Annotated in this window: 23 protein-coding genes; 13 read left to right on the forward strand and 10 right to left on the reverse strand. The window is 31.5% G+C overall.

Features of this window, described 5'->3' with window-relative positions; translation table 11 throughout:
• The first annotated feature begins 102 nt into the window (after nucleotides 1-102).
• The 9 genes from WC223_04295 to WC223_04335 all read left to right on the forward strand — a co-directional run bounded on the left by WC223_04295 (nucleotide 103) and on the right by WC223_04335 (nucleotide 10,735).
• Nucleotides 103-696 (forward strand): OmpH family outer membrane protein, encoded by a 594-nt coding sequence (locus WC223_04295; protein MFA6923455.1) that lies wholly within the window; start codon nucleotides 103-105, stop codon nucleotides 694-696.
• A gap of 221 nt (nucleotides 697-917) precedes the next feature.
• Nucleotides 918-1,757 carry a rod shape-determining protein MreC gene (gene mreC / locus WC223_04300; GenBank protein ID MFA6923456.1) on the forward strand — a complete coding sequence of 280 codons (840 nt, stop codon included), beginning with the start codon at nucleotides 918-920 and terminating at the stop codon, nucleotides 1,755-1,757.
• On the forward strand, nucleotides 1,738-2,256 hold the full coding sequence (mreD, locus tag WC223_04305) for a rod shape-determining protein MreD (GenBank protein ID MFA6923457.1): 519 nt from the start codon (nucleotides 1,738-1,740) through the stop codon (nucleotides 2,254-2,256). Before mreC ends, mreD begins: the two co-directional genes overlap by 20 nt.
• A 219-nt stretch (nucleotides 2,257-2,475) precedes the next feature.
• Complete coding sequence (gene dnaB / locus WC223_04310) at nucleotides 2,476-3,987, forward strand: replicative DNA helicase (protein MFA6923458.1); 1,512 nt, start codon at nucleotides 2,476-2,478, stop codon at nucleotides 3,985-3,987.
• 224 nt (nucleotides 3,988-4,211) lie between these two features.
• The gene (locus WC223_04315; GenBank protein MFA6923459.1) at nucleotides 4,212-5,474 is read left to right on the forward strand and encodes an asparagine synthetase B; all 1,263 of its coding nucleotides are present in this window, start codon (nucleotides 4,212-4,214) and stop codon (nucleotides 5,472-5,474) included.
• A 255-nt stretch (nucleotides 5,475-5,729) separates the two neighbouring features.
• Nucleotides 5,730-8,849, forward strand: a complete 3,120-nt coding sequence (locus WC223_04320) for an ATP-binding cassette domain-containing protein (GenBank protein ID MFA6923460.1) — start codon at nucleotides 5,730-5,732, stop codon at nucleotides 8,847-8,849.
• A 4-nt stretch (nucleotides 8,850-8,853) separates the two neighbouring features.
• The gene (locus WC223_04325; GenBank protein ID MFA6923461.1) at nucleotides 8,854-9,750 is read left to right on the forward strand and encodes a hypothetical protein; all 897 of its coding nucleotides are present in this window, start codon (nucleotides 8,854-8,856) and stop codon (nucleotides 9,748-9,750) included.
• A gap of 4 nt (nucleotides 9,751-9,754) precedes the next feature.
• Nucleotides 9,755-10,189 (forward strand): hypothetical protein, encoded by a 435-nt coding sequence (locus WC223_04330; protein ID MFA6923462.1) that lies wholly within the window; start codon nucleotides 9,755-9,757, stop codon nucleotides 10,187-10,189.
• A 72-nt stretch (nucleotides 10,190-10,261) separates the two neighbouring features.
• Nucleotides 10,262-10,735: a DUF4293 domain-containing protein gene (locus WC223_04335; protein MFA6923463.1), complete on the forward strand. Its 474-nt coding sequence runs from the start codon at nucleotides 10,262-10,264 to the stop codon at nucleotides 10,733-10,735.
• An 88-nt stretch (nucleotides 10,736-10,823) separates the two neighbouring features.
• Here the strand turns inward: WC223_04335 and WC223_04340 are convergent, their stop codons facing one another.
• From WC223_04340 to dapF, 4 genes are all read right to left on the reverse strand, one after another.
• Nucleotides 10,824-13,136 carry a M1 family aminopeptidase gene (locus WC223_04340; GenBank protein MFA6923464.1) on the reverse strand — a complete coding sequence of 771 codons (2,313 nt, stop codon included), beginning with the start codon at nucleotides 13,134-13,136 and terminating at the stop codon, nucleotides 10,824-10,826.
• 240 nt (nucleotides 13,137-13,376) lie between these two features.
• Nucleotides 13,377-14,795: a DUF4369 domain-containing protein gene (locus tag WC223_04345; protein ID MFA6923465.1), complete on the reverse strand. Its 1,419-nt coding sequence runs from the start codon at nucleotides 14,793-14,795 to the stop codon at nucleotides 13,377-13,379.
• A 71-nt stretch (nucleotides 14,796-14,866) separates the two neighbouring features.
• The gene (locus WC223_04350; protein MFA6923466.1) at nucleotides 14,867-16,132 is read right to left on the reverse strand and encodes a diaminopimelate decarboxylase; all 1,266 of its coding nucleotides are present in this window, start codon (nucleotides 16,130-16,132) and stop codon (nucleotides 14,867-14,869) included.
• A 187-nt stretch (nucleotides 16,133-16,319) separates the two neighbouring features.
• Nucleotides 16,320-17,174, reverse strand: coding sequence for a diaminopimelate epimerase (gene dapF / locus WC223_04355; GenBank protein MFA6923467.1), 855 nt, complete (start codon nucleotides 17,172-17,174; stop codon nucleotides 16,320-16,322).
• Nucleotides 17,175-17,302: 128 nt separating this feature from the next.
• Between dapF and WC223_04360 the strand changes: the two genes are divergently transcribed.
• Both WC223_04360 and WC223_04365 read left to right on the forward strand, forming a co-directional pair.
• Complete coding sequence (locus WC223_04360) at nucleotides 17,303-18,535, forward strand: LL-diaminopimelate aminotransferase (GenBank protein ID MFA6923468.1); 1,233 nt, start codon at nucleotides 17,303-17,305, stop codon at nucleotides 18,533-18,535.
• Between the two features lie 169 nt (nucleotides 18,536-18,704).
• Nucleotides 18,705-19,130, forward strand: coding sequence for a response regulator (locus WC223_04365; protein MFA6923469.1), 426 nt, complete (start codon nucleotides 18,705-18,707; stop codon nucleotides 19,128-19,130).
• A 242-nt stretch (nucleotides 19,131-19,372) separates the two neighbouring features.
• Here WC223_04365 and thiE read toward each other — a convergent pair whose 3' ends face one another.
• The 3 genes from thiE to gltX form a co-directional block, all read right to left on the reverse strand.
• Nucleotides 19,373-20,005: a thiamine phosphate synthase gene (gene thiE, locus WC223_04370; GenBank protein MFA6923470.1), complete on the reverse strand. Its 633-nt coding sequence runs from the start codon at nucleotides 20,003-20,005 to the stop codon at nucleotides 19,373-19,375.
• A gap of 314 nt (nucleotides 20,006-20,319) precedes the next feature.
• Complete coding sequence (locus tag WC223_04375; GenBank protein MFA6923471.1) at nucleotides 20,320-20,760, reverse strand: hypothetical protein; 441 nt, start codon at nucleotides 20,758-20,760, stop codon at nucleotides 20,320-20,322.
• Between the two features lie 49 nt (nucleotides 20,761-20,809).
• On the reverse strand, nucleotides 20,810-22,336 hold the full coding sequence (gene gltX, locus WC223_04380; protein ID MFA6923472.1) for a glutamate--tRNA ligase: 1,527 nt from the start codon (nucleotides 22,334-22,336) through the stop codon (nucleotides 20,810-20,812).
• Nucleotides 22,337-22,522: 186 nt separating this feature from the next.
• Here gltX and WC223_04385 point away from each other — a divergent pair, with 186 nt between their 5' ends.
• On the forward strand, nucleotides 22,523-23,035 hold the full coding sequence (locus WC223_04385; GenBank protein ID MFA6923473.1) for a PepSY-like domain-containing protein: 513 nt from the start codon (nucleotides 22,523-22,525) through the stop codon (nucleotides 23,033-23,035).
• A 64-nt stretch (nucleotides 23,036-23,099) separates the two neighbouring features.
• On the opposite strand, the gene WC223_04390 is transcribed toward WC223_04385, so the two are convergent.
• Nucleotides 23,100-23,561 carry a hydrogenase maturation protease gene (locus WC223_04390; protein ID MFA6923474.1) on the reverse strand — a complete coding sequence of 154 codons (462 nt, stop codon included), beginning with the start codon at nucleotides 23,559-23,561 and terminating at the stop codon, nucleotides 23,100-23,102.
• Nucleotides 23,562-23,907: 346 nt separating this feature from the next.
• Here WC223_04390 and WC223_04395 point away from each other — a divergent pair, with 346 nt between their 5' ends.
• Nucleotides 23,908-24,531, forward strand: coding sequence for a hypothetical protein (locus WC223_04395; GenBank protein ID MFA6923475.1), 624 nt, complete (start codon nucleotides 23,908-23,910; stop codon nucleotides 24,529-24,531).
• A gap of 177 nt (nucleotides 24,532-24,708) precedes the next feature.
• Here WC223_04395 and WC223_04400 read toward each other — a convergent pair whose 3' ends face one another.
• Together WC223_04400 and WC223_04405 are read right to left on the reverse strand one after the other, a co-directional pair.
• Complete coding sequence (locus WC223_04400; GenBank protein ID MFA6923476.1) at nucleotides 24,709-25,572, reverse strand: sigma-70 family RNA polymerase sigma factor; 864 nt, start codon at nucleotides 25,570-25,572, stop codon at nucleotides 24,709-24,711.
• 162 nt (nucleotides 25,573-25,734) lie between these two features.
• The coding region (locus WC223_04405; protein ID MFA6923477.1) for a S1 RNA-binding domain-containing protein at nucleotides 25,735-26,571 on the reverse strand (837 nt) is incomplete at its 5' end.

Genomic DNA, 26,571 nt, shown 5'->3' on the forward strand with positions numbered 1-26,571 from the left:
TGAAATGTATTGTGCGACGCAAGGTAGGGAATATATAAACAAAAGATAAGTAATATTAAAAGTAGTTTTCAGTTTGAAGTTTACAGTTTAAAATTAAAAAAAATGAACAAGCTATTAATTGCAATAAACATTGTGCTGGCGGTTTTTGTGGTTATTATTTTTGCTTTGTTGCTAAAAGCAAAAAAACAACCTGCTGAAGAAACTTCTAAAATTTCCATATCATCAGATAATACTGTTGTTTATGTGAACAACGATTCGATAAACGAAAAATATTCGTTTATGCTTGATACAAAAAAGAATCTTGAGGAAATGGAAAAACAAATGCGTTCACAATATGAAGCAAAAGCAAGGCAATTTCAGAATGAATATGAATCTTATCTTAAAAAAGGAGCATCATTGTCTTTGGCAGAGCAAAAGAAAACCGAAGCTATGCTTCAGGAAAAACAAAAAAATATAATGCAACTCGACCAAGAGCTGAGCTCAAAATTCACTGACGAAACTCAAAAAATGAATACTGTAATTCACGATACGGTTACTGCCTTTTTAAAAAGATTTAACAGAAATAAAAATTATACATACATTTTCGGGTATACTCCCGGTTTGGTCATTCTGTATGCTAATGAAAAATTAGATATTACAAAAAAAGTTCTTACCGGTTTGAATGAAGAATATAAAAAATGGAAAATTAAAAATTAGGAATTAATTTCTCGATTTCACTTTTTTTTAATGTTGCTTTGCTGCCTTTAAATAGTGTTTGTCCATAAAGTCGAGAGTTTCGTTCGGAATGTCCGAGTTCGAGGCTTTTGAAGTTTTAAAAATCAGGAGTTTACTGTAGTAAATGACTGGTTTTTAAAACGAGAGTAACGAAGAAATCGGACATTATGGACAAACTCTAAATAATATCGTTTTCAAAATTCATGCGTAATTTATTAATATATATATTAAAGTACAATTTTATAATACTTTTTATAGGGTTGGAAATTTTATGCTTCTCGCTGATTGTTCGTAATAATTATTATCAAAGAGCCATGTTTTTTAATTCTTCAAATGTAATGGTTGGTTATGTTTATTCGAAATATGCAAATGCTGTAGAGTATTTTAATTTAAGAAAATTAAACGAACAGCTTGCAGAAGAGAACGCAAAACTTCGTTCAGCTTCAGGGAATTCATATTCTTTTATAAATAAAAAAATATTTTCGGTAAAAGATTCTGTTTTAAGGCAGGAATACAGCTACATATCGGCAAAAGTTATAAATAATTCCGTTTCGAAACACAGCAATTTTATTACTATAAACAAAGGCAGAAAAGAAGGTGTTCGTCCCGACATGGCTGTAATCTGTGCTCAGGGAATTGTTGGAATAGTTAATGAGGCATCTGATAATTTTGCTTCTGTTATTTCATTTCTGCACAAGGATGTAAAAATAAGTGCAAAAATTAAAAAAAGAGGAGCATTCGGTTCGTTGTTTTGGGATGGTAACAATATAGAAATTGCAACATTAAAAGATATTTCAAATCATGTTAAAATAAGTATTGGTGATACAATTGTTACAAGCGGTTATTCAGTGATGTTTCCGGAGGGAATTATTATAGGAACCGTTGTTTCATTCCGAAGTCCTCCAACTGAAACTTTTTATAGGATTTATGTTAAGCTTTCAACAGATTTCACTAGGATTAAATATGTATATGTCGTTAATAGTTTGATGAGAAATGAAGTTAAAGAATTAGAAAAAACAAATAATGACAGATACAATAACTAAAAATATTGTTCGCTTCATAGTATTAATACTTTTTCAGGTATTAATACTTAATAATATTCTTCTCGGCGGATATATAAATCCTTATTTATATATTGTTTTTATTTTAATGCTACCATTCAGAACGCCCAACTGGCTGTTGCTTATATTTTCGTTTGCAATGGGTATAAGTATTGACATGTTTTCGGATACAATAGGGATGCATGCGGCAGCTTGCTTGTTTGCAGCGTTTATTCGTCCATTTACAATAAATTATGTTTATACAAAAGATGATTATGAATATATCACGCAGCCCTCAGTTAAAGATATGGGTTTATATTCTTTTCTTACTTATGCCGCAATTATTACTTTTGTTCATCATTTTGCACTTTTTTATATTGAAGCTTTTAGATTTGCCGATTTCTTTTCAACATTGTTAAGAGTTATTCTCAGCTCTTTATTTACAATTGTTTTAATTATTATAACCCAGTATGTTTTTGTGAAAGAGAAAAAAAAGAAATAATTCCTCTGATTGTTGAAAATATTATTGATTAAATCACAGGTTTTTATTATTTTTGAAACCCTTTTATAAAAATAATAATAAAAAACTCTAAAATTCTTTTGTATTCAATCAACTAAGAGTATATATCAACACGTTTTAATATTAAAATAAATGTACTGAAAATATTATAAGGAAAATCGAAATATTAATTTTATTAAAACCAGAAAGTGATTATTTAAAATGACAAAGCAGGAACAAGAAAATAATAGTGGAAGTAAAAAGAGGATGCAGAAAAAAAGCACCGCTACGCAACAAATATTGGAACATGGAAAACTTCAACCTCAGGCTGTGGATTTGGAAGAAGCTGTACTTGGAGCTATGATGCTTGAGAAAGACGCATTAACATCCGTAATCGATAAATTACGGCCTGAATGTTTTTATAATGATAATCACAAAAAAATATATCAATCAATACTTCGTCTGTTTTCAAGGTCGGAGCCTGTGGATATTTTAACGGTTACAAACGAGCTTAAACAAATAGGAGAGCTGGAAGCAGTTGGCGGTCCGTATTATGTTACTCAGCTTACAAACAGAGTGGCTTCTTCTGCAAATATCGAATATCATGCAGGTGTTATTATTGAAAAATACATTCAGCGCGAACTTATCAGCATATCCGGTAATATTATCAACAAAGCTTATGAAGATACGACCGATGTTTTTGATTTGCTTAATGAAGCTGAAAAAAATCTTTTTGCAGTTAGCGAAATCAATTTAAGGCGCACACATGAAGATATTTCTTTACTTATAAATAAAGCCATTGAAGAAATGCAGAATGCCGGTACCAAGGGAAATAACCTTAGCGGCATTCCTTCGGGTTTTGTTGATTTGGACAGGGTAACTGCCGGATGGCAAAGATCCGACCTTATAATTGTTGCATCGCGACCTGGAATGGGTAAAACGGCATTTTCATTAACCATGGCAAGGAATATGGCTATTGAACATAATATCCCTGTTGCTGTTTTTTCACTTGAAATGTCGGCAACGCAGTTAGTAATGCGTTTGATATCAAGTGAAGCAGAAATATCTTCCGATAAGCTTAGAAGGGGAGATTTGCAGCAATACGAATGGGAGCAATTGCATTCAAAAATAAAACAACTTGCTGATGCCCCTATTTTTATTGATGATACACCCGCATTGTCAATATTTGAACTTCGTGCAAAATGCCGGAGATTAAAAGCCCAAAAAGACATCCAGCTTGTTGTTCTTGATTACTTGCAACTTATGTCTGCGTCTGGAGATTCAAGGAATTTTAACAGAGAACAGGAAATAAGCGGTATTTCAAGAGCTATTAAAAGCTTGGCAAAAGAACTCGACATTCCGATAATTGCCCTTTCTCAATTGAGTCGTGCTGTAGAAACCCGAAGTTCAAGTAAAAGACCAATTCTTTCCGACCTCAGAGAATCAGGTGCTATAGAACAGGATGCTGACATTGTTATGTTTATTTATCGCCCTGAATATTATAAAATAGCTGGAAATGAAGCCGGAGAATTACCACAGGGATATTCGGAACTGATAATTGCAAAACACAGAAATGGAGCATTGAAAGATATTACAGTACGCTTTATTGATAAATTTGCTAAATTTACTGATTTGGAATCGCAGGACTATGATTTGTCAGGAATTATAGCAACTGATGAAGAACCAAGAGTTACAAAAACTTTTCCTTCAAAAATGAATGAACAAGAAAATTAAACGGATAATCAACCTTTTTAGTTTGTAAAATAATTAAAAGTGTTTGTCGTTTGTGGTTTGCGGTTGTTTTATTGTTAAATTGTCGAATTGCTGAAATAACTTCGACATTCGACATTTGTTATTCGATGTTCATTATTTTTTATGCTATATTATGGACAAATTCTAATTACTTTTGGCAAATGACAATTGACTTATTTCTCTTAAATCGAAAATAGTTTTGTTTAATGGGTATTTTTAAAAAAATATTATTTGGTATTATTCTTTTTTCTGTATTATCATCTAAAGCGTCATATATTCTCATACCTATGGATAATGTTCAGAAAGACCATTTGAAAGCTTATGGCATTGCATACTGGATTTTGAAAAACAATGTTGAAATAAAGTGGTTGCTGAATTACAGAGGAGGAAGTTTTTTATTTAAGGACATAAAAGAATTTGAATCGGAATGTGTTATCAGAGGAGTTTCTTTTGATATTATAGCCGATGTTCAAGCGGAAGCTATAATTCAGGAAATATCAAATCCCGAAATTAATCAGGATGTTGTAAAGCTCGAAAAAGCACCCAAAATAGCAGTTTATTCACCAAAGAATAAACTTCCGTGGGATGATGCCGTTACGCTTGTCCTTACTTATGCCGAAATTCCTTATGATATTGTTTTTGACGAAGAAGTCATGCAAGGTAAATTACCATTATATGATTGGCTTCACCTTCATCATGAGGATTTTACAGGACAATACGGAAAATTCTGGGCTGCATACCAGAATGCGCCGTGGTACATTGAAGATGTGAGAACAAACGAGGAAACTGCAAGAAAATTGGGGTTTAATAAAGTTTCACTATGTAAACTTGCAGTTGCGAAAAAAATCAGAGATTTTGTTGCAGGCGGAGGATATATGTTTGCCATGTGCTCTGCAACCGATACGTATGACATTGCTCTTGCTGCCGATGGTATTGATATTTGTCAGTCAATGTTCGATGGCGACCCATCCGATAAAGAGATGCAGAAGAAACTTAATTATGATAACTGTTTTACATTTACTGATTTTACTATAAGCGATAATCCATTTGCTTATGAACACTCAAATATAGATGTAAGCAACACAAGAAAAGTGCAGCAAAGCGATGACTTGTTTACTTTATTTGATTTCTCTGCTAAATGGGATCCTGTTCCCACAATGCTTTGCCAGAGTCACGAAAAAGTGATAAAAGGATTTATGGGGCAGACAACCGCTTTTAATAAAAATTATGTTAAAACCAGTGTGTTAATTATGGGCGAGAATAAATCGGCTAATGAAGCAAGATACATTCATGGCGAGTTTGGTAAAGGAACATTTACATTTTATGGAGGGCACGACCCTGAGGATTATAAGCATTTTGTCGGCGACCCTAAAACAGATTTAAGCTTGCACCCCAATTCACCGGGATATAGATTGATATTAAATAATGTTCTTTTCCCGGCAGCAAGAAAGAAAAAACAAAAAACTTAATGGGTATCTCAAAAAAAAATCCGTATCTCATCGTTGGACTTCGAAATCCAAATTCTCATTAACGGAAAGTTAACTCCGGTTTGAATTTCTTGTCCGCCTCGATATCCGAATTTTTAGAAATACCCAAAAATAAAATATATTTGATTTTTAATTTGCAAAAATATAATATCTTTAAACAATAAACTGAAAATTGAATGAAAAGAAGTTCCGACAACAACTCGTCGAAACTAAAAACTGAGAACTGAAAACTAAACAATGAGTGAAGAAATTTTAAAAGCGTTGATGCAGTTATTTGCTATTATTTCCAGGCAAACCGGCGGACTTGGCATTAAGGAGCTTGAATATGTTCATTCGTTTTTGAAAGAACAACTTAATGAAAGCACTTTTGAGGAATATTTTGTTTTGTTTGATAGATATATAAGTGAAATTGAAGTTGAAGAACCGGAACCCCCTGAATGTACAATAAAAAGCATTCAGAAAATAAAAAGTATTTCCGATAAAATAAACGAAACCCTTTCATACAAACAAAAAGTTATAGTTTTAATTCGTATAATTGAATTCGTATGCTCAGGTAAAAGAAAGATTAAGCAATGTTTGCCCATTGTAGAAACAATAGTTGATGTATTTAAAATCAGCCGGGCAGAATTTAATATAATTAAATCTTTTATAAACTTTAAAAAAGGTGATGATTTTTCTTTAATCGACCACAAAGAATTTTTAATAATTGGCAACAAAGTTTTAGAAAACAAAAAGAGCAAAAGTATTGTAATAAATGAGTTGTTAACCGAAATTGTTATTTTGAAAATCAGCAGTGCTGATTTATTTGTATTTAAATTTATAAGTGGCAGGGAAGTATTTCTAAATGGATTACAAATTAAAAAAAACAAAATATATTTACTGGCAAAAGGAAGTATAATAAAAACCCCTAAAACCAATCCGATATTTTTTCCGGTTATTTCCGCCAGATTTTATGAAGATACAATCGAATCTCCAATTTCTTTCGAAGTAAACGATTTGGAATTTGTTTTTAAAGACGGTTATAAAGGATTGCATAATGTTAATTTCAGTGAAACATCAGGAAACCTTTGCGGAATAATGGGTTCAAATGGAGCAGGAAAAACAACATTGTTGAATGTATTGTGTGGTATGGAAACTCCTTCGAATGGAGAAATATTGATTAACGGAATAAATGTTCATAAAGAAAAAGACAAATTAAAAGGAGTAATCGGGTTTGTTCCACACGATGATATGCTGATTGAAAATTTAACTGTCTTCGAGAATTTATATTATAATGCCAGTTTGATTTTTAAAGACCTTTCAGGAAAGGAAATAAAAGAAAAAGTTTTAAGTATTATCCATAATCTTGAATTAACTCATATAAAAGATTTTAAAGTTGGGAGTCCTTTAAATAAAAGAATAAGTGGGGGAGAAAGAAAAAAACTTAATATAAGTTTGGAATTATTGAGAGAACCCTCAGTTTTATTTATTGATGAACCTACCTCAGGACTATCATCACGCGATACCGAAAATGTGATGGAAATACTGAGAGAGCAAACAATAAAAGGAAAACTTGTATTTGTTATTATTCATCAACCGGCATCCGATATTTTTAAAATGTTCGACAGCATACTTATAATGGATACCGGCGGATACCCGATTTACTTTGGAAATCCTATTAATGCTGTAATGTATTTCAAGAAAAAAGCAAATCAGCTTAATAGTGATATTGGCGAATGTTTTGCCTGCGGTAATATAAATGTTGAAAATATTTTCAGTATAATTGATGCCCGTACTGTTGATGAATTCGGTAGATTTTCAAGACATAGAAAAATAAAACCGAAAGAATGGAATAACCTATATAATAAAGAAGTTGAAGTTAATAAAAATCATAAACAGAAAGAACAAACAAAAATAAATAACTCTCTTCCGGAAATATTAAAAATTCCTAACCGCTGGAAACAATTTTTGGTTTTCTTCAAAAGAGATATATATTCTAAATTATCAAACAGACAGTATGTTTTAATAAATCTGCTCGAATCACCTATTATAGCATTTATTATTGCTTCAATAGTTTACTATGTGGGTAATTCAGATAATAGTAAATATATTTTCAGGGAGAACGATAATCTTGTTGCTTACATTTTTACTTCAGTAATATTTATTATTTTTCTTGGTTTGAGTGTTAGTGCCGAAGAAATTTTCAGAGACAGGAAAATTTTAAAAAGAGAAGAATTTCTGAATCTAAGCAGGACAAGCTATTTAATTTCAAAAGTAATGATTTTATCAATAATTTCAGCAATACAAAGTTTTTTGTTTGTAATTGTTGGTAATTATATAATAGGCATAAGAGATATGTATTTTTCTTACTGGCTGGTGCTTTTCGTTGTTTCATTAAGTGCCAATATGATGGGACTTAATCTTTCCGCATCGTTTAATTCAGTTGTAAACATATATATAGTTATTCCTTTTCTTGTTATTCCGCAATTGATATTAGCAGGTGCGGTTTTTAATTTCGATAAAATAAACAGCATTATCGGTGGTGGCAAAGAAAATGTTCCAATTATTGCCGAATTTATGCCGTCGAAATGGGCATTTGAAGCATTGATTGTTGAACAATTTACAAAAAATAAATATGAAAAACCATTGTATTTATTCAATAAAGCCGAAAGCGAACTCAATTACAAAAATGTTTATTATTTGCCCGAATTAAAAGCTATTATTGATAAATATGAAGTTGAAACCAAAGTAAACAAATCAACTCAACCAATAGCTAAAAAAGATTTAAAGTTGCTTAAAGATGAATTGACATCGGAAACGAAAAAAGTTCCACAAATAAAATTCGGTTATTTGAATAAATTAAACTTGCAAAATTTCAACAATGAAATAGCTGATAGTACATATTCATATATTGATAAATTACAAAATTATTACAAAACGAAATTCAATCATGTTAATTCAAATAAAGACAAATTTGTTGATTCATTACAAAAAAAATATTCTAAACGACTCGAATATATAAATTCTTATGATGAAAACTACAATAGAAGTTTAAGCTATTTTGCTCAAAATACTTTTGCCGAAAAACCTATAGTTCATATTAACAACCGACTTGTTCAGAAAATTGACCCCATATACAAAGACCCTCAGAAATTAAGTTATTTTAATTACTGCACACATTTTCTTGCCCCCCGGAAATATTTTATGGGACGCTTTTGGAATACATATTTTGCTAATATTATTACCATTCTGGGTTTCACTTTAATTTTATATGTAACTTTATATCTTGAAACTATAAATTTAATATTAAATTTTTTTGATAAAATAAAATTGTATATATTGCGACTTGAAATAATAAGAAAATATCTAAAAAAATAAATTTATGAACATAATAAAAACATTTACATTGGTATTATTAGTAGTAACTATTTTTTCATGTAACTCGGAAAAGCCAAAAGAAGTTAGTGAAATATTGGCAGATTCGCTGATAAATCCAAAGCCTCCTGTTTCTGAAAATCAGATTAAAGAAATGATAACTGCAATTCCAAACCCAATGGAAATGGCTTTAATACTTAAAAGTTCGGGATTCACATATTCCGATAGTTTTATTAATTCTTATCTGAATATAAAAAATTATACTACAAATTATCAAAAAGCACTTAATATCGGTGTTTACGGAACCGACTTGGTTTTTATGAACATAAACGATAAAACATCATCTGCTGTTTCTTATATTGACAATATTAAAGAACTTGCCAATGCAATAAAAGTAGGACAGTTTTTCGACCATAAAACTCTGACTCGTTTAAATGAAAATAGTAAAAATATTGACTCGGTTTTGTATATTACAAGTTCAGGGTTCGACAAAATGACACAATATCTTCAGGAACAAAACAGGAATAATTTAAGTATACTCATTGGTGTTGGAACGTGGGTTGAAAGCATGTACTTTGCTTTGAAATTTCAAACTGCAAAAGACCAGAAAATGATAATTGAAAGAATAGGTGAACAAAAAGTTGTCGTTGATAAAATAGTATATTTGCTATCAATTTTTAAAAATAATGAAGATTTTAAAAGTACTTATGACGATTTTGAAAAACTGAAAAAGGAATATGATAATGTAAAAATTACATATACAAATTCCGCTCCTACAAAAAAAGTGGTTGGAGGTAATCTTTCAATTCAGGACAACAGCACAAGTACAGTTAGCATCAGCAAGGAATGCACTAACAATATTACCAAAGTAATAGATGAAATTCGTAATAAAATTATCAGTTAAAAGCATGAAAAAAATATTTTTTTTAATATCGTTTGCAGTTGGCTTGTTCGCATCAGGACAGGTTCTTGCACAATGTGGTGACGAACTTCTTGATATATGTTATTCCAAAATAGGCGATTATAAATATATCAAAAGTTATCCGATAAGAATAAAGAAATCAAGAAAAGGCGAACCTCCTATTGTTGCCAAGTATGCTGTGGTGTTAAACGGAGGTGTTAAATATAAAATTGTTGGATGTAATGCGAGTGACATGGAAGGAAAAGTTGTTATTTCACTTTATAACGGAGATTCAATGATAGGTGCAACTTATGATTATAACACAGGTAAAGAATATCCGGGAATAGAGTTTGAATGTAAAAAATCAGGCGTTTATTATTTATCGTTTTATTTCAGAGACGGGAAAGAAGGTTGTGCTATTTGCATACTCGCACAAAAGTAATTATAAAATAATTTTAATGAAATATTTAAAGAAGTGGTTTTATTTTGCCACTTTTTTTTAATTATAAAAGATATGATACAAAGAATACAAAGCATCTATTTGTCGGCAGTAGTTGCAATAATCGTACTTATGTTTTTTCTTCCTATAATAAACATTGAACTAAATGGTAAACATTATATTTTGGAACTAATCGGTGTTGTGCAAAACACAAATGGCAACAGCTTTGACTTTTTATATGTAATTCCTCTTTTCTGTATTTCAGCTTTTGTGGGTTTATTGTCATTTATTACAATTTTTCTTTTCAAAAAAAGACCGGTGCAAATTACAATATGTAAAATAAATTTCATTTTTAATCTAATACTGATATTGCTTGTTTTTTATTTTTATCCCGACATAATAATTAAAAATAAACTTGGAAGCAACGTAATTTGCAATTTCTCCATAGGAGCTGTATTGCCTTTGCTCAACATGATTTTATTATTACTTGCCAACAAGGCAATCCGCAAAGACGAAAAAATAGTTAAAGAATCAAACAGGATAAGATAAAGTATAATTTCCATTTCTGCTTTTATGAACAGTGCTGTAGTTCTCTAAAATAGAAACATTTTTCGGCAAGCGGGTATCTTTTAATGAATCACTGAATTATGATTTTTTTCTGCAGAGTTGTTTTTGCAGTATTAATTTCAAGAATGTAAATTCCTTTTGCAAAAGAAGAAACATCAATGCTTTGAGCAATATTTGCAGTTGAATTTAAAATTTCTTTATAAATAGTTTTTCCAATAATATTTTTTAATATAATATTAATTTTACTTGCTGAATTTAGAATTAAATCCACATTTAAAACTTCATTTGCAGGGTTTGGATAAACCGAAAGGAATTTCAAATCATTTAATTTTTCTTCTATTCCTGTATTGGTAGTATAAACTAATTTCCATCCTTGCTTTGTAACCGAACCATTTGTATAGAATTTTAATTTTATTCTTTTAGTGTTGCAAACCAAATCCTGCGGAATTGTTGAACCGGAATATGTTATTATTTTCTGATTTGGCAATACTCCCGCATTCCATACTTCAAGTTTATCATTTGTAAGTTCCGTATCAAATTCAAGAAAATGCAAGATTATTGATTGCGGAATATTTGATGGCTTAATATCCCACACACAAGATGAATTATCTCCATAATTATATATGCCGCTTCCATCTTCAACAGTATCTGTTGCGGCAGTCAGAGATTGGATGCCGCTGCAATGTGCTGGTTCAACTTTAAGTACAATATTTCTGAAAGGGTCGAACAATACATTATCGGTTTTTTTTGCAAAATTAAATGAAAAAGTTTGATTGTTTGTGTCGTTCATAACTTTTACAATTGTATCGGACAAATCAGTAAATGTTATTTGCAGTTCAGCAGGCATTTTGAAAAATGGAGGATTTGTTTGTGTCTGGTTAATTATAAATTTCACATTCCAGTTTGCTGTCCCGACACTGTCAATAGAATAAGCATTTGCATATGCAGGATGATTGGGCTTATAAATCCACTGGTTAAAAAACCAATGTAAATTTTGTCCGCTGACGCTTTCGGCTTTGGTAATAAAATCAGTCATAATAGCATTATCGTATTTGAAATTCGTATCGGCAGAATATTCTTTGAGAAATTTAAAAAATAATGAATCACCGATAACATATCTCAACATGTGCAAAACACAAGCACCTTTATCGTAAGTAATTGCAGTATTAAATAAAGTAGTAGTATTGGGGGTATTAACTGCCCATGATGAATCGTAAATAGGCCATCCAGGATTTGAACTTAAGTAATCATCCGCTGTTGAATTAATATTTGTTTTATATGAGTCGTAACCGCCTGTATGTTCTTTCCAGAGCGATTCGCAGTATGTCGCAAATCCTTCGTTTAATGAAATATCGGCCCATGTACCACAGGTAATCATGTCGCCAAACCACTGATGCGCAAATTCGTGTGCGAGCAATCCTTCATCCCAGCAATTGGGGCATAAGCTTGTCAATGTCTGATTTTCCATACCGCCCCAGATAAAATCGTCGTTTAAAGTTGCAAAGCCGTTTTTCTCAAATGGATGTTCACAGAATGTTTGTGAATAATAAGTTGTCATATCGCCAATAATATTTTCCATTGGTTTTGGATTCTCTCCGTTGTTGTAATAAAACCTCATCGGAACACTGTCGTTAGGATTTGATACTTTGTGCCAGTATACTATATCAAGATTATAATCTGCTTTTGATGTTATTATTGCCAGATAAGTTGCAAGCGGGTCACTGCTTTTCCAGTGATAATAAATTGTATCGGCAATTATTGTAGAATCGACAAGTTTTCCGTTTGAAGCGAGTTTAACATTTCCGGGAACTTTTGCAGTAAGCTCGAATGTTGCTTTATCTGAGGGCTTATCCCAGCATGGATACCATTTTCTTGCTCCTTCGGGTTCACAATCGGTAAAAACGAAACCTCCGTTTGCATAAAAAGCATTATCGGAAATATTTTTATGTTGATAATATATTTTTACCTGAACGGTATCTCCGGAATTGTACGTTTTGTCAAGAATTATTGAAAGTGTATCCAAAGTGTGACTGAACGATATTCCTGCTAAAGATACAGAGTCAATTTGTAATGAAGTGTTGATGGCATTTAATTTTATCAGGTTTAAAGAAGAACTCACTTTGAAAGTTATTGTATTACTTCCCGAAAATGTTTTAGGATAAGGATTGATATAGCAATTATACAAATCCAGATTAAGGTTATAATGCAATACATAGAATGAGTGTTTTGGCGAATTCGGAGACCTGTCAATATTAAAAAGACCTTTGCTATGAGTTTTTTTATAAGAACAATATTCTGCACCACTCATTTTTCTCATATCCTGGGAAAACAATACTCCCTGAAAAATATAAATTATAAAAATCGAAATAAAAAAATATTTCATAATAAAGATAGATTTAAAAAGGGTTAGTGCGTTGTCAAATTTAAGATATTAAAAATCAAAAGTCAAATAATACTTGCAAACGAATATTACTTTATGGAATTTCGGTTTTTTTAAAACTATTGAGATATATTTTTAATCAGATTTATATTTGTCGTAGATGCAGTCACAAAAATATTTTTCTTACCGCAAAGCAGCGAAGACGCTGAGATTAAAATATTTATTTTACAGTTCTTTGCGGGGTTACTTTTTTTTATTTTTAATTTCGTTCTTTAAAAATTGCTCAATTTGTTCAACTCCGATTCGTTTGGCAATTATTTGTTTTTTATTATTTAAAATATAAACCACAGGAGTGCTGAAAATGTCATAAAGTTCTTTGTAATAATACCTGCCGTTTAAGTCCATTCCGTTAAACAAATTCATCTTTTTTTCTCTGATAAATTTTTTCCATTCTTTCACATCACTTCCCGTACAAATGGTAAGCACCTCAGCGTTGATATTTTCTTTTTTTAATTTTTCGTTGAGTTCAACAAAGTGTGGGAGTTCTTTCTGACAATGTCCGCAGCTTGGTTCCCAGAATATCTGAATAAGAAAATCGGCTTTAATATCGTAGTTTGAAATATTTTGCCCCGAAGTGTCCTGTATAATCAAGAATGGTGCAGGGTTGCCTAGTAGAAGGGGTTTGAGAATTCTTGCTCTGTCAATAACTTTGGCAAGAGATGCCGAATCAACCCAAAACGCCTGTCCTGTTTGATAATATTTTTCAATCATGTGAACAAAAACAGCGTCCATGCCCATCACAGGGGAACGTTCGGAATTGTAAGTTAGATAATATACCGTGTATTTAAATAATTCTTTGCTTCCTTTTGTTTTTTCAATAACAATATCACTCTCCTTAATAATTGAATCAGGGATTTGTAAAACAACATTTTTAAAAAAATAATCAAGTTTTGAATGATATATAGGAGTTCTTACAATTCTTTCATCATTAAAATCAATATTGTCAAAATAATGTGTTTTATAATAAAAATACTGAAAATTAGAATCAATACTGCCATTGGGAAGTTTTGGAGGAGCAGGAATTTTAATTTCATTTTGCGATTTAAGGACTTTCACAAAAAGGTCATTAGGATATTTTCCCATCAGATTATTAATGTGACTTTCCACTTCATTATCTATTCCTTTAATTTTATCTTTAATAGCTATAGAATCTTCTTTGGTTTTTACTTTCTTCTGAATTAATTTCAATGAGTCCAATGATTTTCTTTTACTATTAACAAATTTTATATAATCATAAAAACGCGTGTTTTCGGGAGAACCTTTAATTTTAATGTTTTTAACCGAATGCGATGTATCGGCTGAAAATGAAAAATTAGGTTTATCGGTTATAATTATTTCAAAATAACTTTTATTCGGAAGAATAATTATATAAATCCCTTCAGGAAGTTTTTTGTTTTTTTTAAAAAAAAGATTGCCTTTAGAATCAACCCTCGCACTATCCTGTATATACTGCTTATCTCCGTAATAGTTTGCCAGATAGCAAACGGTATCTTTCAAACCTTTTATTTGTATTTTAATGTTATATGAATCCTTCTGGGCAAAAAGGCAGTTTGAAATTGAAATTGCCAGAATTAAAAATAAAAAATTCTTTATTTTTTTCATGGTGTAAAATATTTAATTAGATATTAGAGTTTATATAAGTTAATGTTTTATTAAAATATTCAAACAAATTTTTAAACATTAAATTTTTTCAAACCGTCAAAGTCGAGAGTTGAAAAATAGTCGTCAATTGTTTCTGCTTTTCTTATTTGAACGACATCACCGTTTTCTCTCAATAAAAGTTCGGCGGAGCGTAATTTCCCGTTGTAATTAAATCCCATGGCATGCCCGTGTGCTCCTGCATCGTGAATAACCACAATATCGTCTGGTTCAAGTTCAGGTAAAAGTCGGTTGATAGCAAATTTATCGTTGTTTTCGCAGAGGGAACCGGTAACATCATACATGATGTTATGTTGCAGATTTTCTTTTCCTAAAACCGAAATATGATGATAAGCACCATACAAAGCAGGTCTCATGAGGTTTGCCATGCATGCATCAAGTCCTGCGTATTTTTTATAAGTATCTTTAATATGCAGAACTTTTGAAACTAAATATCCATAAGGACCTGTAATAACTCTTCCACATTCGAGAAAAACTTTCATCGGCGCAAGTCCGTTTGCAGCAATTAATTCCTTATAATAATTTTGTACTCCTTTGCTAAAAACATTTATATCAACTTCCGATTCTTCGGGTTTATATGGAATTCCTACTCCTCCTCCAAGATTCGCAAATTCGAAACGAATGTTTAATTTCTTGGAAAGAGCAACAACAACTTCAAATAAAATTTTAGCAGTATCAATAAAATATTCAACATCAAGTTCGTTTGAAGCAATCATTGTGTGAATGCCGAAACGCTTCACTCCTTTATCGCGCATTATGCGATAGGCGCCGAATAAATGCTCGCGTGTGAGTCCGTATTTTGCTTCTTCGGGCTGTCCTATTATTGAATTTCCGTCTTTTAAAGAACCGGGATTATACCTGAAGCAAATTAAATCGGGAATTCCAGCATGCTTTTCAAGAAAAGGAATATGTGAAATATCATCAATATTAATAATTGCCCCAAGTTTTGTTGCTTTTACATATTCTTCAAAAGGAGTGTCGTTTGAAGTAAACATAATCGCTTCTCCTTTCATGCCGGTTCTTTCGGCAAGTTCAAGTTCCGCCAATGTACTGCAGTCAATTCCGAATCCTTCTGCTTTCAATATTGTCATCAGATATGGATTTGGCGTTGCTTTTATTGCAAAATATTCTTTAAATCCGACATTCCACGAAAAAGCATTGTTGAATTTTCTTGCATTCTGCTTCAAAGCTTTTTCATCATAAATATGAAAAGGAGTTGGATACTTCTCAATAATTTTCTGCAGTTGTTCCTTTGTAAACGGTATTTTTTTCTCAGTCATCGCTTTCTTTTAAAAGAATTGCAAATTTAATTATTTTATTTTTATACTTCAAAATTGTTCCATTGTTAAATTGTTAAATTGTTTTTTTATCTTTACACATATTGTTGATGCTAGATTTATAGCAAATCTGTCAATTAAATAATTTTATTTCAACAAAAGTTAAATTTTTAACTGTTTGTAGTATATTTCATGAAGAAATTAATTCGCCACTTAAAATACCCGAAGCAATTTCTCTCACTTCTCCTTCCATCATTATATTCCACGATTCATCAATTTCGATTTCCAGATTTCCGCCTTGCATTTCAACAGTGAGGTTGCGTTCGGTAAGATTTTTTTTCACCGCAACTGCAGCAACTGCACACGAAGAAGTTCCCGAAGACAAAGTGTAACCAGCTCCTCTTTCCCAAATAAGAATTTGTAATTTATTTTTTGATATTATTTTCGCAAACTGAACATTAATGCGATTTGGAAACATCGGATGATTTTCAATAAGCGTTCCGTATTTTCTTATTTCATTTTCATCCAGAATATCTTTTATTACCACACAATGAGGATTTCCGACAGACACGCAATGTACAACATAATTCATATCGTCAACTTTAAGATTTTCTTCGAAACATTCGTTTTTAGAAAAATTAACGGGGATTTCGGATGCTTCGAAAACAGCTTTTCCTAGTTCGATTTTTACCATTGAAGCTTTTTCTTTGTTTTCTTCGGTTATCCATGCTTTTGCTGTTCCGCCTTTTGTTTCAATTGAAAATTCCTTTGCAGAAGAAAAATTATAATCATATAGATATTTTGAAAAAATTCTCAGTCCGTTGCCACTTTTTTCGGCTTCGGAACCATCGGGGTTGAAGATACGCAATCCGAAATCCGCATTGTCGGACGTAACTTTCAGAAGAATCCCATCTGACCCTATTCCGTATTGCATGCTGCATATTTTTATTATTTTTTCGGAATTTAATTTAAAATCAATATCTTCTGAATTTAATACAATATATGCATTTCCGATACCTTGTGATTTTACAAAAAAGTTTTTCATTTGTATTTTTCAATATTAAAAATTACTTGCAAAAATAACAAATCATTATATTTTTGATATAAAATATTGTGCTAAATATTGTAATTTTGCAAATAAATATATTTACATTTTTAAAAAGCAATATTCACATGGCATTAATTAACGAACATTATTTAAAATTAAAAGCAGGATATTTATTTCCTGAAATTTCACGTAGAGTTACTGTGTATGCAAAATCACATCCTGAAAAGAAAATCATAAGAATGGGCATAGGCGATGTTACTCAACCTTTGGTTCCTTCGGTTGTAAAAGCATTCCACGAAGGCGTAGAAGAAATGGGAAACATGAAAACATTTAAAGGATACGGACCGGAACAGGGGTATGATTTCCTTCGCGAAGCAATCGCAAAAAACGATTATCAGCTTAATAAAATAAATATTTTTTCGGAAGATATTTTTATTTCCGATGGTTCAAAATGCGATACAGGCAACATTCAGGAAATTTTCGGACACGAAAATAAAATTGCAATTTGCGACCCTGTGTATCCTGTTTATGCTGATACTACAGTTATGGCAGGGAAAACAGGCATTTGTAGTGAGGACGGATATTTTGAGAATATTATTTATATGCCATGTACTGAGGAAAATGATTTTATTCCACAACTCCCAAAAAGTAAACCCGATTTGATTTTTTTATGTTTTCCCAATAATCCGACAGGAGCAGTTGCAACCAAAGAAGTATTAAAAAAATGGGTTGATTATGCGTTGGAAAATAAAAGTATAATTTTTTTCGATGCGGCTTATGAAGCATTCATAACAGAAAAAGACATCCCTCATTCCATTTATGAAATTGAGGGAGCAAAAAAAATTGCTGTTGAGTTCCGCAGCTTTTCCAAAACGGCAGGATTCACAGGCACGCGTTGTGCATTTACTGTTATTCCCGAAGAATTGAAAGCATTCGACAGCAAAGGCATAACTCACTCTGTCAAATCATTATGGATGAGACGTCATGCGACAAAATTCAACGGCGTATCTTATCCTGTTCAAAAAGCTGCGGCAGCTGTTTACTCGGAACAAGGTAAAAAAGAAGTGAAAGCCACAATCAAATATTATCTTGAAAATGCGAGTATAATTTACAAAAGCTTTTCGGAAATAGGTTTTAAAGTTTACGGAGGTATCAACTCTCCTTATATATGGCTGAGAACCAGAGATGGCATGAAATCATGGGATTTCTTTGACAAACTTTTGAACGAAGCAAATATTGTGGGAACACCTGGCGCAGGTTTCGGACCTTCGGGTGAAGGATATTTTCGCTTTTCTGCTTTTGCAGACAGAGCAGGTGTTTTGGAAGCAATGGAAAGAATAAAAAAACTATTTTCCTAATATAAAAATTCGCGGGTAAACAATTTCTTGACAGTTTGTCATTTTTTCTTTTATAAAAATTACACGATAAACATTCATTCTTATTACAGGAAACTCTTATATAAGCTGTATATTTGTTAAATTCTTGAAAGTAATTTCAATGAATTAATAAATATTAAAACTAAAAATTATGGAAAAAATAAAGATTTTCTTAGTTGAAGATAACAGGACGGAAAATATTTTATTAAAGTTATCGCTAAGCAGCTTTACAAACATCAGTACCCAGTCATTCACAAACGGGAAAGCTCTTATAAACAATCTTACTTCCAGTCCTGACATTGTTATTGTAGACCTTATGTTACCTGATATTTCGGGATTGGATTTAATAAAAATGATAAAGGAATACGATGAAAATATAAAAATAATTGTTGTTTCGGCACAAAAAGATGTTGACTATATAGCGAAAGTTCAGGCAGAAGGAATTTATAATTATATTGTCAAATGCGACAAATGTATTGAAAATCTTCATAATACAATTTCAGAGTTGATTACAATTTTGAAATGCAGAAAAACATTAAAAGATATTCCTTTAACTGAGGGTAATTTATATTATTAGCGGAGCTTTCCTAATTTGTATTATTCATGTAATTTCTTAAAGTAATAAACATTAACTTTAAATCGACTAAAGTTTAATTTTTGAATTGCTGAATTGTTTACTTTATCCCAACAGCGAAACTCATCGGGGTTGCTAAATTAAGTGCTCAAATGTTCGGTTGTTTTTATACATCACACCTGACTGTAACCAAATAGGCACCCTCATCTCATACTCCTTTTCCTGATAAACCTTAGAATTTAAAGTTATGATAACTCTTTCAGGAATTTATTAATCATGCCTGATTTGTCTTTTGCTTTGGTAATTGCAGAAGACACGGCAATTCCATAAACTCCGGCATCCAATAAACTTTTAACATCTTCGGGTAAAATTCCTCCAACCGCAATTATCGGAACATGTCTGCATTTTAAAGAATAGTATTCATTTACAATTTTTTTAATTCCATATATGCCTAAAACAGAACCTAAATTTTCTTTTGTATCCGTAATCTTAAATGGACCAAGTCCGATATAATTAACATCATTTTTTGTTAATTTTAAAATATCTTCAAGTGAATTAGCGGTTCCTCCGATAATATATTTGCTCTTCAGTTTTTTTCTTGCTTCTTTTATAGACATATCATCCTTGCCGAGATGAACTCCGACGGCTTTAATTTCTTTTACGATTTCAACATTATCGTTTATTACTAAAACGGAATTATATTTATCGCAAATTAATTTTGTTTTTCTTGCAATTTCAATCCATTCTTTTTGCTTTTTGTTTTTCACTCGAAGCTGAATCCACTTTACCCCACCTTTACAAGCTAATTCAGCTAACGCGGGATGAGAACAAGTTGCTATGTCCTGTGTGATATAATGCAGTTTTCCTATGTTTTCCATTGTATGATTTTATGTTCTGCTTTTACAAAGATAAAAAAAAAACGACACAAAATATCATGTCGTCTTTTTAGAACTAAAGAGAAAGCAAATTTTACTTGCATTTTTTAGCTTTTTTACAAGCTCTTTTTTCTTTCAAACTCTTTGTGGCTTTCTTTTTATCTTCTTTTCGAACGTCTCTGGTTTTTGCCATAGTTTTAGAAATTTTAATGGTTAAAAATAATATTATTTTTTTTAATAGTGTTATTTTAACGTGTATTACTTAATACAAGTTTCAAAATCATTGATTTTTTTAATCTGTGGCAAAGCAAATCTTATCAAAAAAACTTTTCCGTTTCAATTTTAAAATTTCTGTCAATATTATAGCAGATATTTTTTTTAACTTCGCAGAAAGACCAGTTTACATCGTACCCTTTGACCTGAAATTGCGGGGTTATATCACAAAAAATATTTAATGCTTTTCCGCTTTTAAATTCAATTCTTAAATCATAAAAATTGCTGATGGAAAAATTTTTTACGATTTCATCGGTTAATTTTTTTGTTTGAATTGTGAGATTTCCTTTTTTCGCATTTGAAGGGTCGTTCCATCCGGCAAGAATTTTTTCTTTTTGTTCGAGCCGCCAAATGCAATAAATAAACAAAAAATATTCTTCATCGCCGAAGCTCATAATTATTGTTGACCCGTTATCGCCTCCCGAAGTAACTTTGAAAACTTTTTTGTTTTTCAAACAATTTAATGTTGCAAATAATTTTTTCATTTTATCGTATTTTATTTTAAAACTTCATTTTTGCTCTATGCTCCATGCCTTAAGCCCCATGCTCTTTTATTCCTTTTTCAATCCTGCTGATAGTTTCATCTTTTTCTATGATTTCAAAAATTTTAAATAATTCAGGACCGCTGTTTGTACCAACAATTAATATACGCAATATCGTCATTATTGCTCCTGCATTCAAATTATTTAGCTGAATATAATCTTTAATTGTTTTTTCGATTTCAACAGAATTAAATTCAGGAACTGATTTAATTTTTTCTATAATATTATTTAGAATCGAAGGAGTGTTTTCGTTCCATTTATCCTTAATAACTTTTTGGTCGTAAGCCAAAGGCTGTTGAAAAAAATAATTTGATTTATCCCATATTTCATTCATAAAATTTATTCTGTCTTTTATCAATTCGCTTATTTTTATAAGTGTTTCTTTTGTTGAATTTATTTTTTTTGATTTTAAGACATCATTAAGATATTCTGAAAGCTCATCGTTGCTTTTATGTGAAATATAATGATGATTGAACCACTTTGCTTTTTCATAGTCGAAGCGGCAGCCGGCTTTACCAACTTTTTCCAGCGAGAATTCTTCTATGAGTTCATCGAGCGAAAAGAATTCTTTTTCAGTACCGGGATTCCATCCGAGAAATGCAATAATATTAATGACTGCCTCCGGAACATATCCCGATTCGCGGTAACCTGATGAAATTTCTTTTGTGAGTGGGTCGACCCACTGAAGAGGAAAAACAGGAAACCCGAGTTTATCGCCATCGCGTTTGCTTAATTTACCTTTTCCATCGGGTTTTAATAAAAGAGGTAAATGAGCAAATATGGGCATTTCATTTTCCCAACCGAAATATTTATAAAGCAAAACATGCAAGGGTGTTGATGGCAGCCATTCTTCTCCTCGTATAACATGAGAGATTTTCATTAAATAATCATCAACAACATTTGCAAGGTGATATGTGGGCAATCCATCCGATTTGAAAAGAACTTTATCATCAATCTGCGATGAGTGCACTTCGACATTCCCGCGTATCAAATCATGCACATGAATGACTTCATCAACGGGAATTTTTATCCTTATTACAAAATGTTCATTTTTGTTTATTTTTTCCTTAATTTCTTGTTCCGTTAACGTAAATGAGTTTTTCATTGCATTTCTTGTTGAAATGCCATATTGAAATGTTTCTTTCCTTGACTCATATTCTTTTCTTTTTTTGTCAAGTTCTTCAGGTGTATCAAATGCATAATAGGCAAAGCCATTAGTTACAAGTTGTTCGGCATATTGCTTGTAAATGTCTTTTCTTTCCGATTGCTTGTATGGAGTATAATTTCCTCCAATACCAACACCTTCATTGAATTTTATATTAAGCCAGTCAAGGGCTTCAATAATGTATTCTTCCGTTCCGGGAACAAAACGATTTTTATCGGTATCTTCAATTCGTAAAATAAAATCACCGTTATTTTTTTTTGCAAAAAGATAATTGTATAATGCTGTTCTTACGCCGCCAATATGAAGCGGTCCTGTGGGACTTGGTGCAAACCTTACCCTTACTCTTTCACTCATGTTTTTTTGTTTTGAAATAAATTTCATTAATTTTACCAAAGTTATAAAGAATTTTTGTTTTTTATTTTTTTTTAAATAAAAAATGGTAGAGATTTTACATTTTGTTTTTAAGAGAAATTAACAATATATTTTCTTCTAATTTAGTTTTTTTTATAATTTTACTTTTTAAACCTAAAATTTAAACACATGAAAAAGATAATTTGTTTATTTGCACTTGCATCTTTTATTGCAGTTTCATACTGTCAAAATCCCCAAAAGGTTGATGAAAAAGATGTTCCGCCTCAGATAATGCAGCAGTTCAAAAAGAACTTTGCTGATGCAAAAGAAGCAAAATGGACGAAATTGGAAAATAAATTTCAAGTTGTGCTGATACAAGATGAAATGAACACTATTGTTGAATATGGCAGTGTCGGCGATTGGCAGAGTACAAGATGGGAAATGCCAGTGAAGTACTTGCCTCAGCAGGTTGATGAATATATTAAAAGTAAATATTCTGTTTACAAAATAAAAAACCTTTATTTGCAGGATACACCACAAAATGTGAGATTATATGTTGTTGCAGCAGAAAAGAAGAAAGAAAAAATAGAGTTATACTTCGGACTTGATTTTGCTTTTGTAAAGCAGGTTCCCGAACCTCCAAAAAAAGATACTCCGGCAACAACTCCTCCGAAAAGCGACAACCCCGGCGGAGCAAAATAAAATTTGCTGATGTTAAACTATAAAAAAATAAAGGACTGCTTTTAAGTTGTCCTTTATTTTTTTATTATAAACGTGTATTTATGTTTATTTTATTTTTTTTTATAAAATCAATTGCGTTACAAAGATTTTTTTTTGCTCTTTTAGTAAGCTCTTCTTTCATTTCCCATTCATAACCTTTAATATTCATTAAATATGTTTCGGGAGTTTTATTGAAAATATTTTTACATAATCCGAGCACATACTCAGGGGAAACCGAATGTGTTGTGAAATCTGCTTTTCCGGTATCGGGTTCAACTTTTGTTAATTCGAAATTTTCTATAGGTTCCATTGTTGCATCAACAAAATAAACAACATCGTAATGAGAAATTTTTTCGGCATCTTCAATATTCAACTGATAATTGCTGTCGGTATCAATGTTTTCTAAATTTTCTGCTGAGACCCATTTTTCGATTTCTTCAATAAATTTTATGCCAAGACCATCATCCTGCCTGCCTGGATTCCCGTATCCGTAAAATAGAATATTCATTTCAGTGGTATTGATATTGAATAATTAAATAATTTAATAAATGAAAAAGCAAAAATAAAGAAAATATTAAACATTGATTTTTCACGAATTCTAAAAATATTTCAACGAATACTAAAAAAACTCCAGCGAATTCTAAAAAGTACTTGACTTCTTGATATTTTATTTTTAGCTTTGTTGCTTGTATATCAATAATTTTTATAGATTTGCATTTTTTAAAAAAACTATATTATTTGTATTGCTTTTTTTTATTTAACTACAAACAGAAAAAACAATAAAAACATAAAAAAAACGGAGTAACCCGAAAATCCGTAAAATAGAGTAGGGGGAATTAAAAATAAATAGAATCATGAGAAAAATTAAACTATTAACAGTAGCAATTGCGTTGTTTTTGTGTTATAATAATACAAGTGCACAAAGAGGTGGAAAAGGTGAAGGAACTGTCCTTATTGATGCTTTTTACGGGTTTCCGAATCTTTGGTCAACAGTTATTAAAACGGCTTATGAAAACACAGGAGAACAATTAAATATAAAAATCGGTTCAACAGGACCATTCGGTGCTAAAGCAGAATACATGGTATCTGACAAAATGGGAATGGGAATAATTTTTAATTACGCAAATTCTTCATATTCATGGAATGAAGATAGTTATGATATTAATAACAATCCTATTGTATATAATTACAAAATATCATTACCTAGATTAAGGTTTCTTGCAAGTTTTAATTTTCACTTCGGTGATTCCGAAAGTTTCGACCCTTTTCTTGTAATTGCAGCAGGATATTCGAGCTTTAATGCGCAAGCAACTTCGAATGACCCTATGTTTGCAACAGAAACAATTAAAGGACTTATACCTGTAGCATTTCGTGCTGGTTTTGGGATGCGTTACTTTTTTTCTGATAATATTGGGATAAATTTTGAAATTGGTTTGGGTGGACCTGCAATACAAGGCGGCTTGTCTTTTAAAATCTAAATTAAAATAAAGAAAGTAATTTATGACACACCTCTAAACCTCACAACAGAGAGAAATGGAGGTGTTTTTTTATTGTAAAAAATAGGATTTGACCAAACAGGTATTTATTACTGAATTAAAACAAAACCCCCTTTTTCTGTTAAAAAAAAGGGGGTTGGCAAAAAAAGTTGATTTGTGTTATCCTAAATATGACTTCAGCATTTTACTGCGTGATGTATGCTTTAATCGTCTTATGGCTTTTTCCTTTATTTGACGGACTCTTTCGCGTGTGAGGTCAAATTTTTCTCCGATTTCCTCAAGAGTTAAAGGGTGCATTCCGTTTAACCCGAAATAATATCGTATTACATCGGCTTCTCTTGAAGTAAGTGTTGAAATAGCTCTCTCGATTTCTTTTCTCAACGATTCTTTGATAAGCTCGTTTTCCGGTGTTTGTGAATCTTCATTTCTTAAAACATCATACATTGTTGATTCTTCACCCGAAATAAGAGGTGCATCCATTGATACATGACGACCTGAATTTCGCATTGATTCTTTAACTTCATTTTCAGGTAAATCAACTATTGATGCAATTTCGTTAAATGATGGTTCTCTTTCAAATGATTGCTCTAATTGAGAATATGCTTTGTTTATTTTATTTATTGAGCCGATTTTATTTAAAGGAAGTCGTACAATTCTTGATTGTTCTGCCAATGCCTGAAGAATGGATTGTCTTATCCACCATACTGCATAAGAGATAAATTTAAATCCTCTTGTTTCATCAAATCTTTGTGCGGCTTTGATTAAACCGAGGTTCCCTTCATTAATAAGGTCGGGTAAACTTAATCCTTGATTTTGGTATTGTTTGGAAACCGAAACAACAAAACGCAGGTTGGCTTTTGTGAGCTTTTCAAGAGCCGACTTATCACCTTGTCGGATTTTCTGGGCTAATGCAACTTCTTCTTCAGCAGTAATCAGTTCAACTCTGCCGATTTCCTGCAAATATTTATCAAGAGAAGCAGTTTCCCTGTTAGTAACCTGTTTTGTTATTTTAAGTTGTCTCATTCTTTAAAACCTTATTAATTCAGGTGTTTAACGTAATCAAAATATTTAAAGTTGCAAAAAAAGCAAAATTATTTTTTTTAAAACTCGTTTTCTTTTGAATTTGATGTTAATAGTAAAATAAGAAGACAATTAATTATGTACAAAAAGTTACAGAGATATAAATTAATTTTCTTTTTCAGGTTTTGGCAACAGTGCTTTTTTTGAAAGTTTCATCTTGCCTGTTTTTTTATCGATATCTAAAAGCTTTACGGAAATTTTATCACCGACTTTAAGTACGTCTTCTACTTTTTCAACTCTTCTCCATCCAAGTTCGGAAATATGTAAAAGTCCTTCTTTGCCGGGTAATATTTCAACAAATGCTCCGAATGGTTGAATGTTCTTCACTGTACCTTCATAAACTTCACCAATTTCGGGAGCAGTAGTTATTGCTTTAATTTTTTTAATGGCTTTATCAACAGAGTCCTTATCAGCCGAAACAATATCAATAATTCCAAAATCACCAACTTCTTCAATCACTATTGTTGTTCCTGTTTCTCTTTGCATTTCCTGAATAATTTTACCGCCAGGACCAATAACCGCACCAATAAATTCTTTTGGAATAGTTAACTTTACAATTCTTGGAACATGAGGTTTATAGTCCTCTCTCGGCTCTTTTATTGTTTTGAGTATTTCACCAAGAATATGCAATCTGCCTTTTTTTGCTTGTTCTAAAGCTTGTTCCAGAATTTCATAAGATAATCCGTCAACTTTGATATCCATCTGGCAGGCAGTAATTCCGTCTTTTGTGCCTGTTACTTTAAAGTCCATATCTCCGAGATGGTCTTCATCTCCGAGTATGTCGGAAAGCACTGCATAATTGCCTTTATCTCCGGTTATTAAACCCATTGCTATTCCTGAAACGGGCTTTTTAATTTTTACGCCTGCATCCATTAATGCTATTGTGCCTGCGCAAACTGTTGCCATTGATGATGAGCCGTTGGACTCAAGAATGTCGGAAAC

This window comes from Bacteroidales bacterium, from assembly GCA_041671145.1.
Lineage (GTDB): Bacteria > Bacteroidota > Bacteroidia > Bacteroidales > JAHJDW01 > JAQUPB01.

Bases quoted from the DNA above. Each gene is read 5' to 3' on its own strand.
- WC223_04325 (MFA6923461.1), top strand. From the start codon at position 8,854: ATGAACATAATAAAAACATTTACATTGGTATTATTAGTAGTAACTATT.
- WC223_04330 (MFA6923462.1), top strand. From the start codon at position 9,755: ATGAAAAAAATATTTTTTTTAATATCGTTTGCAGTTGGCTTGTTCGCA.
- WC223_04390 (MFA6923474.1), bottom strand. From the start codon at position 23,561: ATGAATATTCTATTTTACGGATACGGGAATCCAGGCAGGCAGGATGAT.
- WC223_04375 (MFA6923471.1), bottom strand. From the start codon at position 20,760: ATGAAAAAATTATTTGCAACATTAAATTGTTTGAAAAACAAAAAAGTT.
- gltX (MFA6923472.1), bottom strand. From the start codon at position 22,336: ATGAGTGAAAGAGTAAGGGTAAGGTTTGCACCAAGTCCCACAGGACCG.
- WC223_04340 (MFA6923464.1), bottom strand. From the start codon at position 13,136: ATGAAATATTTTTTTATTTCGATTTTTATAATTTATATTTTTCAGGGA.
- mreC (MFA6923456.1), top strand. From the start codon at position 918: ATGCGTAATTTATTAATATATATATTAAAGTACAATTTTATAATACTT.
- dnaB (MFA6923458.1), top strand. From the start codon at position 2,476: ATGACAAAGCAGGAACAAGAAAATAATAGTGGAAGTAAAAAGAGGATG.
- WC223_04385 (MFA6923473.1), top strand. From the start codon at position 22,523: ATGAAAAAGATAATTTGTTTATTTGCACTTGCATCTTTTATTGCAGTT.
- WC223_04400 (MFA6923476.1), bottom strand. From the start codon at position 25,572: ATGAGACAACTTAAAATAACAAAACAGGTTACTAACAGGGAAACTGCT.
- WC223_04295 (MFA6923455.1), top strand. From the start codon at position 103: ATGAACAAGCTATTAATTGCAATAAACATTGTGCTGGCGGTTTTTGTG.
- WC223_04315 (MFA6923459.1), top strand. From the start codon at position 4,212: ATGGGTATTTTTAAAAAAATATTATTTGGTATTATTCTTTTTTCTGTA.
- WC223_04335 (MFA6923463.1), top strand. From the start codon at position 10,262: ATGATACAAAGAATACAAAGCATCTATTTGTCGGCAGTAGTTGCAATA.
- WC223_04365 (MFA6923469.1), top strand. From the start codon at position 18,705: ATGGAAAAAATAAAGATTTTCTTAGTTGAAGATAACAGGACGGAAAAT.
- thiE (MFA6923470.1), bottom strand. From the start codon at position 20,005: ATGGAAAACATAGGAAAACTGCATTATATCACACAGGACATAGCAACT.
- WC223_04360 (MFA6923468.1), top strand. From the start codon at position 17,303: ATGGCATTAATTAACGAACATTATTTAAAATTAAAAGCAGGATATTTA.
- WC223_04320 (MFA6923460.1), top strand. From the start codon at position 5,730: ATGAGTGAAGAAATTTTAAAAGCGTTGATGCAGTTATTTGCTATTATT.
- WC223_04345 (MFA6923465.1), bottom strand. From the start codon at position 14,795: ATGAAAAAAATAAAGAATTTTTTATTTTTAATTCTGGCAATTTCAATT.
- WC223_04350 (MFA6923466.1), bottom strand. From the start codon at position 16,132: ATGACTGAGAAAAAAATACCGTTTACAAAGGAACAACTGCAGAAAATT.
- mreD (MFA6923457.1), top strand. From the start codon at position 1,738: ATGACAGATACAATAACTAAAAATATTGTTCGCTTCATAGTATTAATA.
- dapF (MFA6923467.1), bottom strand. From the start codon at position 17,174: ATGAAAAACTTTTTTGTAAAATCACAAGGTATCGGAAATGCATATATT.
- WC223_04395 (MFA6923475.1), top strand. From the start codon at position 23,908: ATGAGAAAAATTAAACTATTAACAGTAGCAATTGCGTTGTTTTTGTGT.